Source organism: Streptomyces sp. NPDC091376, assembly GCF_044757085.1.
Lineage (GTDB): Bacteria > Actinomycetota > Actinomycetes > Streptomycetales > Streptomycetaceae > Streptomyces > Streptomyces pratisoli.
In genome coordinates, this window is record NZ_JBIVUF010000007.1 from 277,376 (window position 1) to 291,468 (window position 14,093).

The following is a 14,093-nucleotide window of genomic DNA, read 5'->3' on the forward strand; positions in this document are numbered from 1 at the left end:
GACATCAACCTCGCAGCTTCGGGTCGAGGGCTTCGCGCATGGCCTCGCCGAGCAGGGTGAAGCCGAGGGCGGTGATGATGATGCCGACCGCCGGATAGAGGGACATCATCGGCGCGTTGTCGAAGAAGCGCTGTGCCTGGGAGAGCATGACGCCCCACTCCGGGACGGCCGGGTCGGGGTTGCCGAGACCCAGGTAGGAGAGTGCCGCGGCCTCGATGATGGCGGTGGCGAGGCTGAGCGTCGCCTGGACGATCACCGGGCTGAGCGAGTTCGGCATGATCTGGGTCATGACGATGCGCCGCTTGCGTACGCCGAGGGCGCGCGCGGCGAGCACGTAGTCGCTGCCGCCCTGCGCGAGCATCGAACCGCGCAGGAGCCGGGCGAAGATGGGGATCTGGACCACACCGACGGCGATCATCACCGTGGTCAGCGACTGTCCCATCACCGCGGCGACGGAGACGGCGAGCAGCAGCGACGGCAGGGCCAGCAGGATGTCGGTGACCCGCATGATGGTGTCGTCGACGCGCTGCCCCGCGCGCCCGCCGAGGGTGGCCGCCGCGCCCGACAGGGCGCCGACGAGGGCGCCGAGGACCAGGCCGATGAGCATGGAGACCACACCGACCAGCAGCGTCTGCCGGGCACCCACGAGCATGCGGGAGAACAGGTCGCGGCCCAGGTGGTCCAGGCCGAACCAGTTCTCCCCCCTGGCGCCGACGAACTTGCCCTGGTTGGGGAAGACTTCACCGCGCCAGGTCTGCGCGGTCGGTGTGTGCGGGGCGAACCACGGCCCCACGATCGCGATCACGACGAAGAGGGCGATGACGACGGCGCCGATGATGGCCATCTTGCTGGAGCGAAGGCGGCGGAACGCCTCGCGCCAGAGGCTGGCACCGCTGGAGGTCTCGGTCTGCGCGGTGAGTTCCGCGAGCCGGTCGATCTTCGACGTCTTGGTAGTTGCCAGGCTCATCAGTGCACCCGCACCCTCGGATCAATGACGCTGTACGCGAGGTCGACCAGCAGGTTGATCAGGACGTACACGGTCGCGATGAACATGATGAAGCCGACGAGCACCGGGTAGTCGCGGGCGTCGATCGCCTTGCGGATGAAGTCGCCGATGCCGCCGAAGGAGAACACCGACTCGGTGAGCACCGCGCCCGACAGCAGGCTGCCGGTGAGCAGACCGATCGTGGTGACGACGGGCAGCAGCGCGTTGCGCAGGATGTGCCGGCCGCGGACGATCCTGCGCTCCAGACCCTTGGACTCGGCGGTGCGGACGTAGTCCTCGCCGAGTACCTCCAGCACGCTGGCACGGGTCATCCGGACGATGACGGCGAGCGGGATGGAGGACAGGGCGATCGCGGGCAGCACCAGGTGCATGATCGCGTCCCAGGAGGCGTCGAACTCACCGGTGAGGACGCCGTCGAGGACGGCGAATCCGGTCACCGTGGTGGCGTCGATCCCGGTCTCGAGGCGGCCGAAGCTGGGGAAGATCCCGAGATTGACCGCGAAGACGCCCTTGAGGAGCAGGGCGAGGAAGAAGACCGGGATGCAGATCCCGACGAGCGACCCGGAGACCGAGGCCACGTCGATCCAGCCGCCGCGCTTGCGGGCGGCGAGGTAGCCGAGCGGGATGCCGACCGCCACGGCGATCAGCATCGCCGCGACGCTGAGCTCCACGGTGGCGGGGAATCTCAGGACGAACTCGTCCCACACCGGCTGTCCGGTCTGGGTCGAGGTGCCGAGGTCGAGTTCGAAGATCCGCTTGAGGAAGCGTCCGTACTGGACGTAGAGCGGCTGGTCGAGTCCGAGCGCGCGGTTGATGCGTGCCACTTCGGCTTCGGTCGCCCGCTCGCCCAGGATCGCTGAGGCGGGTCCGCCGGGCAGCCGGTTCAGCCAGATGAAGAGCAGAACCGACAGGCCGAGCAGGGTGGGTATCAGCTGTAGCAGTCGTCGTACGACGAGTCGCAACACCCCGCATGCCCCTTTCTTGCGTGTGTTGTACGAGTGGTACGGGAATGGGAAGCGGGTCCGCCCGGCCAACGGCGTTCCGTCGGCCGGGCGGACCCCATGCGTGTGCTACTTGAAGGAGACCTCGGCGAAGTTCTCCTGCGTCAGCGGGGAGACCTTCGGCGGGTTGACGTTCTTGCCGAAGGCGATGGCCGGCGGCGAGGAGGACAGCGGCAGGCCCGGCAGGTACTCCATGATGGCCTCGTTGGCCTTCTTGTAGAGGTCCACCCGCTTGGTCGGGTCGGCCTCGATGGAGCCCGCCTTCACCGCGGCGAAGACCTTCGGGTCCTTGAAGCCCCACTGCTTGTCGTACTCGGCGAACCAGGTACCGATGAAGTTGTAGCCGTCGTTGAAGTCACCGGTCCAGCCGAGCATGTGCAGGGAGCAGGAACCGGCCTCGGTGGCGTCCAGGTAGTCCGGGGCCCACTTCATCGGCTTCGGGGTGACCTTGACGCCGGCCTTCTCCAGGTCGGCCTTGATCAGCTCGAAGATGTCCTGCGGAGCAGGCATGTACGGGCGGGTGACCTCGGTCGGGTAGCAGAAGTCGATCGACAGGTTGCCGGCACCCGCGGAGGCGAGCAGCGACTTGGCCTTGGCCGTGTCGAAGGGGTACTTCTTCACGTTCTCGGAGAAGCCGGCGACCGTGTCGGGCATGAACTGCGTGGCGACCTTGCCGCCCTCGGGCAGCTGGGTCTTGACCAGGTTCTCGCGGTCGATGGCGTGCGCGATGGCCTGGCGCACGGCGGGCTTCTTCAGCGCCGGGTTCTTCTCCTGGGACATGCCGAGGTAGAAGAGGTTGAAGACGTCACGGGTCGGCACCTTGAAGCCGGCGCTCTCCAGCGTCTTGATGTCGGCGGGGGCGACCAGGTCGTAGCCGTCGATGTCACCGGCCTGCAGCGCCTGACGGCGGCCGTCCTCGGTGTCGATCGTGCGGATGACCAGGTTCTTCACCTTGGCCTTCTCGCCCCAGTAGTCGTCGAAGCGCTCGAGGGAGACTTCCTTGTTGCCCTTGTTCCACTTCGAGATCTTGTACGGGCCGGTGCCGGCGACCGTGCCGGCCTCCTGGCTGTACTTGGGGTACGTGATCGCGTCGCCCTTGGCGGTCGCGTCCTGCTTCTTGTACTCCGCCAGCGCCTTCGGCGAGTGGATGGCGAGGGCCTGGAGCGAGAATCCGCCGGGCAGGTTGGCCGAGGGCTCGTTGACCTCGATGACCGCGGTGTTCTCGTCCTTGGCGGTGCAGGACTTGTAGTTCGCCTTCGGCGTTTCCTTGTCCTCGTTCTTGGCGAAGCCACCCATGATGGTCTGCCAGTAGTACGAGACCGCGCTCGACTGGTACGTGCCCGTCCAGTTGAACCAGTGGTCGTAGTTGGCGCAGACCGCGGCCGCGTTGAACGCCTCGCCGTCGTGGAACTTGACGCCCTTGCGGAGGTTGAAGGTCCAGACCTTGCCGGCCGGGTCGGCCGACCACTTCTCGGCGAGACCGCCGACGAGCTTGCTGCCGCCGGACTCGTGCTCCAGCAGCGCCTCGAAGGCCTGACGGGTGACGCGGAACGTCTCACCGTCGCTCGCGAGGGCCGGGTCCAGGGAGCCCGGGTCGCCCGGAGCGCCGAAGACAAAGGTGTCCTTGGCGTCACCCTTGTCGCCGCCCTTGTCGCGCTCGCTCGAGCAACCCGTGGCGATGAGGCCGACCGCGACGGCCGCCGTTATCACCCTGACGGCTCTGGACTTGAATATTGGCATGGTCCACCCCTGGAATCCGCCTGTGGAGGAGGTCTTGACCGGCCGAACACTACAGACGAGTCTCGAACGGGAGAACAGTCCGCATAGCGGTGATGCACACCTGAGACCCGGACACTCGCCAAAACGGGTCCATCCGGGACATCGGACCGCGTCCCGTTAACTTCCAGGACACGGAACGCCGTTGGGCGGGCGCCCCGACGGGGGTGGGTCAGCGGTACTGGGCGGTGGGCGGCGGGTAGCCGTAGCCCGGCTGCTCGGGCGGCGCGGCGTGCGCCTCGCGGTCGTAGAAGGGACGGGCGTTGGCCCGCAGCCACATGGTCACCGGGTCGTACTCGTCGGACATGGCGACGGTGGACACCGGGAGTCCGTCCGGGACGGCGGCGATCGACTGCTGCATCATCGCGCGCACCGTGTCGACGGACTGCTGGCCCGTGTCGTACAGATCGAGGCCGATGGCGAGATACGGGGCGCCGAGCGCGGGCTGGACCCAGGCGCGGCGCAACGAGCGGACGGCCGGGGTGCGGTGGGCGTTCTGCGTGAGCAGGGCGTAGAACTGCGGGATCTCGATGGCCGGCTCGGAGAGCCTCAACGGCCCGGCGGGCATCCGGTCGAGGCCGGTGGCGATCCGGCGCAGATCGGCCCAGGGGATGCCGACGCCGCCGCCCGGCGCGTGCGGGTTGAGCCAGATGCCCCAGCGGTCGGGGTAGAGGGCGCGGGCGATGTCGACGCCACCGACCACCTCGTGCGACCTGGTCCAGCCCGAGGCGGAGAGCTCCTGCGCGGAGGTGACACAGGGCGCGTAGCCGAGGCCGTCCACCTCCATGTTTCCGTACTGGGCGTCGGGGGAGCCCGCCTGGCCGTGCCAGAGGAGCATCCAGACCCGGCCGTCGGAGAGGGCGTGCAGGAGCGCCTCGTACGCGTCGTAGCGCCCGGGCGTCACCTGGCGCAGCATGTGCTCGACCTGCCCGGCCGCAGCGGTGCCTGACGCACTCACTCTGGGTCCCGCCCCTCTTCGATCCGCCGTTCCCTCGGGCCGCCCTGGGCACACGAGTGCGGCGACCACGTCATCAAACCAGCTTAAGCGGCCGTACCGACACCAACTTGACGACTACGCGTACTGCCGGGTGTAGAACGGCCGTACCCGGTTGAGCATCCAGTCGCCGACCGGGTCCTGGGCGATGTCCAGCAGCACGAGGTTGACCGGCCACTTCACGGCGACGCGGCCGAGCGCGCGGCCGAGCGCGTCCATGGGCGCGGTGCGGTCGGAGTCGTCGAAGGCGGAGAGCTGGACGCCGACGAAGAGGACGGGGTCGCCGCCCTCGACGCTGGCCAGCACCCGGCGGGCGGTCTGCACGACCCGGGTGGACTCGAACTCGCCCGCAGCGGCGGCGAGGAAGTCGACCGGCTCCTCCTGCCAGTCCGGTTCGAAGAGCCGGACGCGGCCGCCGCTCGCCGAACCGTCCAGTGCGGTGCGACCTCCCCGGCACAGCTCGGCGACGGCGGGCGGCGGGAGCGGTACGCCGACGGCGCCGCCGGGGTTCACGGCGATGCCGAGCTGCGGGGGCAGCCCGCGGGCGAACTCGACCGCCGGCGCGACGGTGCCGGACATCTGGTCGCCCATGCAGAGGAGGAACTGGTGCTGGGAGCTGAAGACGGGGACGTACGGCGCGCCGTCGATCTCCAGGGTCGGCAGGTCGAGGCCGGGGCTGTCGGGGCCGCCGCCGTTGGGCAGGGGCACCCAGACGGCGCTGCGGGCCAGCACCTCGACGAGGCGGCCACCGGCCGCGGGGTTGCCGACCGAGGCGGCGAGCACCTCTTCGAGCTCATTGGCGGGCCATGTCGTGTCCACTTGCGTTCCCTGCTTCCCCGTCCGGCCCCGTGGGGCCGTGATGTCCTGCGCAGCAGGGTAACGGGCACGGACGCGGCCCCGTCCCGGGCGCCCGCTTCCCGGACTGCGCCTCGGACCCCCGCGCGGCGAGCTCCCCCGTGTGCGGGGCCGCCGACTCCGGTCCGCGCCCCGCCGGCGGACGCGCCGGGGACGCCCGGCGACGGCGATCGCCGGGCAGGGTCCTCGGAGTCCGGAGCCCCCCGTGGACGGGCAGGCGCACGGCAGGGCCCGGGGAGCGCGCCCGCCGGGGTCGATCGTCGAGGCGCGGCCGCGGGCCTCGGGGAACCTGCGACGGGCTCCCGCGCGGAGCCCGCCCGCGCCGCGGCGCCGGACGGCTCCGGCGGAGTCCGCCCGGCGATCGAGGCCGGACGCCCGGGTCAGGGCGTGTCGGTGAAGGCGATGCGGGAGAGGGCCGAGGCGCCCTCGCGGTCCAGGAGGACCGCGGAGGCGCAGCCCGTGGGGAGGCGGCCGCGCTCCGCGTCGCGGATGAGGCGGCCCACCGCGCGCCGGTGGCGGGCGAAGGCGTAGCCGGAGACGCCCCGGCCGCGCTCCCGCTGGCCCGCGCGGGCGACGTCCGGGGTCACGTCCAGCAGGAGGAGGTGGAGGGCCCGGCCACGGCGGCGGGCCTCGCGGGCCAGCCAGCGCCGCACCCAGGACTGCGTCCCGCAGTCGTGGACGACCACGCTGGCTCCGGAGTGCAGTGCGCGCCACAGCCCGGCGTAGTGGGCCAGGCGGACGAGCGGGCGGTAGACGGCGTAGGGCAGCCGCCGGGGCATCCGGCGGGCCCAGCGGTCGCGGGCGTCCTGCGAGTCGATCCCGCCGCCCTCGGCCGTGCGCCGGATCAGTGTGGACTTCCCGCTTCCGGGCAGCCCGGAGATCACCACCACGTCCCCGCGGCGGAAGGCGAGCGCGCGCGGGCCGCGCCCGCCCCGTTCCCGCAGGTCACGCACGACCGGCGTGGCCGTGGCGACGACCAGGAGCTCGCGCCGGGGCGCACCCGGCCGAGCCGGAACTCGTGGCCGGGCGGGCACCCCGGCCGTCGCCGGATACGCACCGGTCCGATGCAACGTCATCACTCTCCCCCTGTCGGGTCTGACGAGACCCTGCCCAAGAAGCTTAAAGAAAAGGTAATGACCAACAAGTGATTTGCCGATCAGGGCGCCCGTGCAATGATGTCCGCGCAAACTGCATACCGGCCGCTTGAATCCGCGCGGGAGAGTCCTGGCCACTGTGTGGGCCGGGCGCCGAAGGAGCAAGTCCCTCCCTTGAATCTCTCAGGCCCCGTACCGCGCGCGATGAGGCAGATCTGAAAAGCGGGCCGCAGCTCCTGTGGCTCCACCCAAGGTGCAAGTCGCGATCACCCGCGCACGGGGTCGTGATGAACCTCTCAGGTTTCGATGACAGATGGGGAGGATCGTCCTCGCCAGTCATGCCCTGGGAGCCCCATCCATGAGCAACGCCCCCCGTCTCACCGCCCTCGATGCCGTGCATCGCTCGCTGGGCGCGACGATGACCGATTTCGCCGGCTGGGACATGCCGCTGCGATACGCGAGTGAGCGCGACGAGCACAACGCCGTACGCACCAAGGCCGGTCTGTTCGACCTCTCCCACATGGGTGAGATCACCGTCACCGGGCCGCAGGCCGCCGCTCTGCTGGACCACGCGCTGGTCGGGAACATCGGCGGCGTCGCCGTCGGCCGTGCCCGCTACACGATGATCTGCCGTGCGGACGGCGGCATCCTCGACGACCTGATCGTCTACCGCCTCGGTGAGACGGAGTACATGGTCGTCGCCAACGCCTCCAACGCGCAGATCGTCCTGGACGCCCTCACCGAGCGGGCCGGCGGCTTCGACGCCGCTGTACGCGACGACCGCGACGCATATGCGCTCATCGCCGTACAGGGCCCCGAGTCCCCTGGCATCCTCAAGTCGCTCACCGACGCCGACCTGGACGGACTGAAGTACTACGCGGGCCTCCCCGGCACCGTCGCCGGCGTCCCCGCCCTGATCGCCCGTACCGGCTACACCGGCGAGGACGGCTTCGAGCTGTTCGTCGAGCCGCAGCACGCGGAGAAGCTGTGGAAGGCGCTGACCGAGGCGGGAGAGCCGGTCGGTCTCGTCCCCTGCGGTCTGTCCTGCCGCGACACGCTGCGCCTGGAGGCGGGCATGCCGCTGTACGGCAATGAGCTGACCACCTCGCTCACCCCCTTCGACGCGGGTCTGGGGCGGGTCGTGAAGTTCGAGAAGGAGGCGGACTTCGTGGGGCGCGCGGCGCTCCAAGCCGCCGCCGAGCGTGCCGCTCAGAACCCGCCGCGCAAGCTCGTCGGCCTGATCGCCGAGGGCCGCCGCGTGCCGCGCTCGGGCATGTCCGTGGTCGCCGGCGGCGAGGTCGTCGGCGAGGTCACCTCCGGTGCCCCGTCCCCGACCCTGGGCAAGCCGATCGCCATCGCCTATGTGGACGCGGCACATGCCGAACCGGGCAGCGAAGGCGTGGGCGTCGACATCCGCGGTACCCATGAGCCGTACGAGGTCGTGGCGCTCCCCTTCTACAAGCGCCAGAAGTAGTCACTCCAGCAGCTTCAGCAGCCCCCATCAGCAGCACTCCCCCGCGTACAGGAGAATTCAGGTCATGAGCAACCCCCAGCAGCTGCGTTACAGCAAGGAGCACGAGTGGCTGTCGGCCGCCGAGGACGGCGTGTCGACGGTCGGCATCACGGAGCACGCGGCGAACGCGCTCGGCGATGTCGTGTACGTCCAGCTCCCGGAGGTCGGCGACACGGTGACCGCGGGCGAGACCTGCGGTGAGCTGGAGTCGACCAAGTCGGTCAGCGACCTGTACTCCCCGGTGACCGGCGAGGTCGTCGCGGCCAACCAGGACGTCGTGGACGACCCGTCGCTGGTGAACTCCGCCCCGTTCGAGGGTGGCTGGCTGTTCAAGGTGCGGATGGCGGAGGAGCCGAAGGACCTGCTCTCCGCCGCCGAGTACACCGATTTCGCCAGCTGACCAGACCTGACCGTAGGGATCGCGTGATGTCGCTTCTCAACACCTCTCTCCACGAGCTCGACCCGGATGTCGCCGCCGCCGTCGACGCCGAGCTCCACCGTCAGCAGTCCACCCTGGAAATGATCGCCTCGGAGAACTTCGCCCCGGTCGCGGTCATGGAGGCACAGGGCTCCGTCCTCACCAACAAGTACGCCGAGGGCTACCCGGGCCGCCGCTACTACGGCGGCTGTGAGCACGTCGACGTGGTCGAGCAGATCGCCATCGACCGCATCAAGGAGCTGTTCGGCGCCGAGCACGCCAACGTCCAGCCGCACTCGGGCGCCCAGGCCAACGCGGCGGCGATGTTCGCGCTGCTCAAGCCGGGCGACACGATCATGGGTCTGAACCTCGCCCACGGCGGGCACCTGACCCACGGCATGAAGATCAACTTCTCCGGCAAGCTCTACAACGTGGTCGCGTACCACGTCGACGACGCCACCGGCCAGGTCGACATGGCCGAGGTCGAGCGGCTCGCCAAGGAGTCCAAGCCGAAGCTGATCGTGGCCGGCTGGTCCGCGTACCCGCGCCAGCTGGACTTCGCCGCGTTCCGCCGGATCGCGGACGAGGTCGGCGCGTACCTGATGGTCGACATGGCCCACTTCGCGGGTCTGGTCGCGGCCGGGCTGCACCCGAACCCGGTGCCGCACGCCCATGTCGTGACCACGACCACCCACAAGACGCTGGGCGGCCCGCGCGGTGGCGTGATCCTCTGCACCTCCGAGCTGGCCAAGAAGATCAACTCCGCGGTCTTCCCCGGCCAGCAGGGCGGTCCGCTGGAGCACGTCATCGCGGCGAAGGCGGTCTCCTTCAAGGTCGCGGCCTCCGAGGAGTTCAAGGAGCGCCAGCAGCGCACCCTGGACGGCTCGAAGATCATCGCCGAGCGTCTGGTCCAGGACGACGTCAAGCAGGCGGGTGTCTCGGTCCTGTCCGGCGGCACGGACGTCCACCTCGTCCTGGTGGACCTGCGACACTCGGAGCTGGACGGCCAGCAGGCCGAGGACCGGCTCCACGAGGTCGGTATCACGGTCAACCGCAACGCGGTCCCGAACGACCCCCGTCCGCCGATGGTCACCTCGGGCCTGCGTATCGGTACGCCGGCGCTCGCCACCCGCGGTTTCCAGGCCGAGGACTTCCGTGAGGTCGCCGACGTCATCGCCGAGGTGCTCAAGCCGTCGTACGACGCCGAGGCCCTGAAGGCACGCGTCTCGGCGCTGGCCGCGAAGCACCCGCTTTACCCTGGTCTGTAAGCGAAGCCCGCAAGCAGCCCGCAGCAGAACAACAGGGGCACCGCGCACACTGGACAGTGAGTGCGGTGCCCCGCACCACGTACCGCCCCTCTGCACCACACCCCTGGCAGACGACGGCGTCTACCACCTCAAGGAGTACCCCGTGGCCATCTCGGTCTTCGACCTGTTCTCGATCGGCATAGGCCCGTCCAGCTCCCACACGGTCGGCCCGATGCGAGCCGCCGGCCTGTTCGCCCGCCGGCTGAAGAACGAGGGCGTGCTCGCCCACACCACCGCGGTACGGGCCGAGCTGTACGGCTCGCTGGGGGCGACGGGCCACGGCCACGGCACTCCGAAGGCCGTCCTGCTGGGCCTGGAGGGCGAGTCCCCGCGCACCGTCGACGTCGAGACCGCCGACGACCAGGTCGAGCGCATCAAGGCCACCAAGCGGATCAACGTGCTCGGGGCGCACGAGATCGACTTCGACTTCGACGAGGACCTCGTCCTGCACCGCCGCAAGGCGCTCCCGTACCACGCGAACGGCATGACGCTGTGGGCGTACGACGCCGACGGTGCCACGCTGATGGAGAAGACGTACTACTCGGTCGGCGGCGGCTTCGTCGTCGACGAGGACGCCGTCGGCGAGGACCGGATCAAGCTGGACGACACCGTGCTGAAGTACCCCTTCCGCACCGGTGACGAGCTGCTGCGGCTCGCCCGCGAGACCGGCCTGTCGATCTCCGCGCTGATGCTGGAGAACGAGAAGGCCTGGCGCACCGAGGAGGAGATCCGCGAGGGCCTGCTGGACATCTGGCGGGTCATGCAGGCCTGTGTCTCGCGCGGCATGTCCCGCGAGGGCATCCTGCCGGGCGGTCTGAAGGTGCGCCGCCGGGCCGCCACCACCGCGCGCAAGCTGCGCTCCGAGGGCGACCCGCTGGCCCTCTCGATGGAGTGGATCACGCTCTACGCGATGGCCGTGAACGAGGAGAACGCGGCGGGCGGCCGCGTCGTCACCGCGCCGACGAACGGCGCCGCGGGCATCATCCCCGCGGTCCTGCACTACTACATGAACTTCGTGCCAGGCGCCGACGAGGACGGTGTGATCCGCTTCCTGCTGGCGGCCGGAGCGGTCGGCATGCTCTTCAAGGAGAACGCGTCGATCTCCGGCGCCGAGGTCGGCTGCCAGGGCGAGGTCGGCTCGGCGTGCTCCATGGCGGCCGGCGCGCTCGCCGAGGTGCTCGGCGGCTCCCCGGAGCAGGTGGAGAACGCCGCGGAGATCGGCATGGAGCACAACCTGGGCCTGACCTGCGACCCCGTCGGCGGTCTCGTGCAGATCCCGTGCATCGAGCGCAACGGCATGGCGGCGGTCAAGGCCGTCACGGCGGCCCGGATGGCGATGCGGGGCGACGGCAGCCACAAGGTCTCCCTGGACAAGGTCATCAAGACCATGAAGGAGACCGGCGCGGACATGTCGGTGAAGTACAAGGAGACCGCGCGCGGCGGTCTCGCGGTGAACATCATCGAGTGCTGAGGCCGCATCGCTACACCGACGGCACGTAGGACGGCCCCCGGCGCATGCGCCGGGGGCCGTCCTACGTACGCCGTTTGCGCCGGGCCCGGTCAGGCCTGGTCGATCGACGCCCAGAACTCGTCGAAGGTCAGCAGGCCGTCGCCGTTGCCGTCCTTGGTCTTGATGACAGCTTCCGCGACCGTCTCGGTCACGTGGAAGTCGCCGAGCTGCGCCATGGCGCTCTTGTACTCGGCGGCAGAGATCAGCCCGTCGCCGTTCAGGTCGAATCGATCGAAGGCCTTACGTGCCGACTCGATGTCCGCCACAGGTCCACCCCTTCTTCATGCATCACTGACGGAGGCCAGATTATCGGCGGTGGCCGGTGATCCGGCCCGCGGGGGCATCGGGGACGATGGGGACATGAGCGAATCGGTGGCACGGATCCTGGCAGCGGCCGCGCGCGGAGACTTCCCGCCACAGGACGGCCGTACCACCGTGGTCCCGCAGCCCGGTGCGCGGGACGCGGGCGTGCTGGCCTTCACGGCGCACTCGGTGGTGTTCACCGACGAGGACCCGGAGTGGGTACGGGGCACCCTGGCCGCCGCCGCGAGCGATCCCCTCGCCGCCAGCATGAACCCCGGCTTCCTGCACGCGTTGACGACTCGGACCGGCCGTTCCATGAACACCATCGATCTGCTGACCGTCGCCGACGCCCGTCCGGGTCCGCCGGGGCTCGCGCTGCGGGAGATCGAGGACCCGGCGCATCCGCGGGTCGCACGGGCGCTCAAGTACCGCGACGAGGTACGGGTGTGGGCCGCGGACGGCGGTGTGCTGGTGCTGGGCCGCGGGGTCGCCGGGCGCTGGGAGGCCGCGATCGAGGTCGACCTGGAGGCTCGTGGCGCGGGACTGGGGGTGGAGCTCGCACTCGCGGCACGCCATTTGGTCCCCGGCACACACATCTGGGCCCAGCAGTCACCCGGAAACGCCCGCAGCGTACGGACGTTCCAGCAGGCCGGCTATCGACCGGTCGGCTCCGAGGCCCTGTTGACCGCCGGCTGACGCTCCGTGCGCCCGCGCGTGCCGTCGCCCGGCGGTGCTGTCCCCCGGCGTGCCGTCACCCGGCCGTGCGGTCGTCTCCGGAGCCCGTCCCGCGTTCGGGTCAGCGGAAGACTCCGGTGTGGCCGAGTGAGTAGCGTCCCGGCTGCGGATACACCGCGAGTCCGTGCGGGCCGCTGCCGACAGGGATGCGGGCGAGCTGTTCACCGGTCGTGGTGTCGACCGCGTACACCTCGGAGTGGTAGCGCCCGGACAGCCACAGGACCCGGCCGTCCGCGGAGACTCCGCCCATGTCGGGTGAGCCGCCGCCCGGCAGCTGCCACTTCTTCGTCAGCCTGTCCCGGGCGAAGTCGAAGACCGAGATGGATCCCTCGCCACGGTTGGTGATGTACATCTCCCGCGAGTCACGGCTCACGTAGAGGCCGTGGCAGCCCTTGCCGGTGAGCAGCAGGTTCGGCGTGGTGAACTTCTCTCCGTCCAGGACCCACACGCCGTGGGCGACCATGTCGGCGATGTAGAAGGTCCTGCCGTCCGGCGAGATCTTCACGTCCTGCGGCATCGCGCCGCCGTACGGAAGCTTCTGCTGGCCGATGACCTCCATCGTCTCCGTGTCGACCTTGAGCAGCTCCCCGGAGAACTCGCAGGAGACGATGAAGTACCGCCCGTCCGCGGAGAAGTCGGCGTGGTTGACGCCGTAGCAGGAGACCGGCGTGGTCTTGACCGTCCGCATCGTGTGCGGGTCACGGAAGACCAGTTCCCGGTCGAGGGAGGCCATGACGACGGCGTGGCGGCCGTTGGGCGTGAAGTAGAGGTTGTAGGGGTCATGGACCTCGACGGGCTCGCCCGCGGTGCCGGTGGCCGGGTCGATCGGGGTGAGGGTGTGGCCGCGGTTGTTGTTCACCCAGAGGGTCTTGAGGTCCCAGGACGGCACGACGTGCTGGGGCTGGACACCGACCGGGATGGTCTCGACGACCTTGTACGTGGCCGGGTCGATGACCGAGACCGTGTTGGAGTTGGTGTTGGGGACGTAGACCCGCGACGGGAAGTCCCTCACCACCGGCGAGAGCCTGCCGGGGCGGTCGGCGGCGTACACGTCCTTGGGATCGAGGAGCGGCGGCATACCGGGCAGCCCGGCCGGAGCGACGGCCTCCCTGCTCCGAAGCGGCAGCGCGGTCCGCGGGACGTCCGCGTCCCTCTCCTCGGGTGCGCTGCAGCCGGCGCCGGGGACGGCGAGCAGGGCGGCCGCGAGGAGGGGCAGGGATCGCTTGGTGAGATGCAGCATCAGGTCGGCAGCTCCGTGATCGGCACCGCGGGCGGTCGGCTCCCGCACAGTAGGGGCGATGCAGGCGAAAAGTAACGATTGGCACACTTCGGGACCTTCATGGCTCGCGCGTCAGGTCTACACCAACCGATGCTTCACCCAGATGCACCCATACCTATTCACGGTTTACCAGGCGAGTGGCCCAGTTCACCTTTAATTCAACATTAAAATGTCAACTTATGTCCGATTTTGCACTGATAGGGACTTTTGGCAGTGGGGCGCATGTCTGCCATAGTCGTTGGCACGACCCCCACTGACCCGGGCCAGGTCGTCCAGAAGAAGCGGGCCGTGGATACACCCCC

13 protein-coding genes and 1 riboswitch are annotated in these 14,093 nt (G+C 69.7%); of the genes, 5 read left to right on the forward strand and 8 right to left on the reverse strand.

Annotated elements, in window-relative coordinates:
* Positions 1–4: 4 nt before the first annotated feature.
* The 6 genes from ACIQMR_RS17675 to ACIQMR_RS17700 form a co-directional block, all read right to left on the reverse strand.
* Complete coding sequence (locus tag ACIQMR_RS17675; protein WP_401387485.1) at positions 5–967, reverse strand: ABC transporter permease; 963 nt, start codon at positions 965–967, stop codon at positions 5–7.
* Positions 967–1,971, reverse strand: a complete 1,005-nt coding sequence (locus ACIQMR_RS17680; RefSeq protein ID WP_401387488.1) for an ABC transporter permease — start codon at positions 1,969–1,971, stop codon at positions 967–969. Before ACIQMR_RS17680 ends, ACIQMR_RS17675 begins: the two co-directional genes overlap by 1 nt.
* Positions 1,972–2,076: 105 nt before the next feature.
* Positions 2,077–3,747, reverse strand: a complete 1,671-nt coding sequence (locus tag ACIQMR_RS17685; RefSeq protein WP_401387491.1) for an ABC transporter substrate-binding protein — start codon at positions 3,745–3,747, stop codon at positions 2,077–2,079.
* 208 nt (positions 3,748–3,955) lie between these two features.
* Positions 3,956–4,741, reverse strand: coding sequence for an enhanced serine sensitivity protein SseB C-terminal domain-containing protein (locus ACIQMR_RS17690; RefSeq protein WP_401387494.1), 786 nt, complete (start codon positions 4,739–4,741; stop codon positions 3,956–3,958).
* 114 nt (positions 4,742–4,855) lie between these two features.
* Positions 4,856–5,596 (reverse strand): enhanced serine sensitivity protein SseB, encoded by a 741-nt coding sequence (locus ACIQMR_RS17695; RefSeq protein ID WP_401387496.1) that lies wholly within the window; start codon positions 5,594–5,596, stop codon positions 4,856–4,858.
* Positions 5,597–6,012: 416 nt separating this feature from the next.
* Complete coding sequence (locus tag ACIQMR_RS17700) at positions 6,013–6,708, reverse strand: AAA family ATPase (RefSeq protein WP_401387499.1); 696 nt, start codon at positions 6,706–6,708, stop codon at positions 6,013–6,015.
* A gap of 128 nt (positions 6,709–6,836) precedes the next feature.
* Positions 6,837–6,934, forward strand: a riboswitch (glycine riboswitch).
* Positions 6,935–7,084: 150 nt separating this feature from the next.
* On the opposite strand from ACIQMR_RS17700, the gene gcvT reads away from it, so the two are divergent.
* From gcvT to ACIQMR_RS17720, 4 genes are all read left to right on the forward strand, one after another.
* Positions 7,085–8,200, forward strand: coding sequence for a glycine cleavage system aminomethyltransferase GcvT (gcvT, locus tag ACIQMR_RS17705; protein ID WP_401387502.1), 1,116 nt, complete (start codon positions 7,085–7,087; stop codon positions 8,198–8,200).
* Between the two features lie 64 nt (positions 8,201–8,264).
* Entirely contained in the window at positions 8,265–8,639 is a 375-nt protein-coding gene (gene gcvH, locus ACIQMR_RS17710) for a glycine cleavage system protein GcvH (RefSeq protein ID WP_401387505.1), read from the forward strand.
* Positions 8,640–8,665: 26 nt separating this feature from the next.
* Entirely contained in the window at positions 8,666–9,925 is a 1,260-nt protein-coding gene (gene glyA, locus ACIQMR_RS17715; RefSeq protein WP_328726248.1) for a serine hydroxymethyltransferase, read from the forward strand.
* 142 nt (positions 9,926–10,067) lie between these two features.
* Entirely contained in the window at positions 10,068–11,435 is a 1,368-nt protein-coding gene (locus ACIQMR_RS17720; RefSeq protein ID WP_401387508.1) for an L-serine ammonia-lyase, read from the forward strand.
* 89 nt (positions 11,436–11,524) lie between these two features.
* Here ACIQMR_RS17720 and ACIQMR_RS17725 read toward each other — a convergent pair whose 3' ends face one another.
* Entirely contained in the window at positions 11,525–11,740 is a 216-nt protein-coding gene (locus ACIQMR_RS17725) for an EF-hand domain-containing protein (RefSeq protein WP_358666716.1), read from the reverse strand.
* A 94-nt stretch (positions 11,741–11,834) separates the two neighbouring features.
* Here ACIQMR_RS17725 and ACIQMR_RS17730 point away from each other — a divergent pair, with 94 nt between their 5' ends.
* On the forward strand, positions 11,835–12,473 hold the full coding sequence (locus ACIQMR_RS17730) for a GNAT family N-acetyltransferase (protein ID WP_401387511.1): 639 nt from the start codon (positions 11,835–11,837) through the stop codon (positions 12,471–12,473).
* Between the two features lie 100 nt (positions 12,474–12,573).
* Here ACIQMR_RS17730 and ACIQMR_RS17735 read toward each other — a convergent pair whose 3' ends face one another.
* Positions 12,574–13,752 carry a hypothetical protein gene (locus tag ACIQMR_RS17735; RefSeq protein WP_401387514.1) on the reverse strand — a complete coding sequence of 393 codons (1,179 nt, stop codon included), beginning with the start codon at positions 13,750–13,752 and terminating at the stop codon, positions 12,574–12,576.
* Positions 13,753–14,093 lie beyond the last annotated feature (341 nt).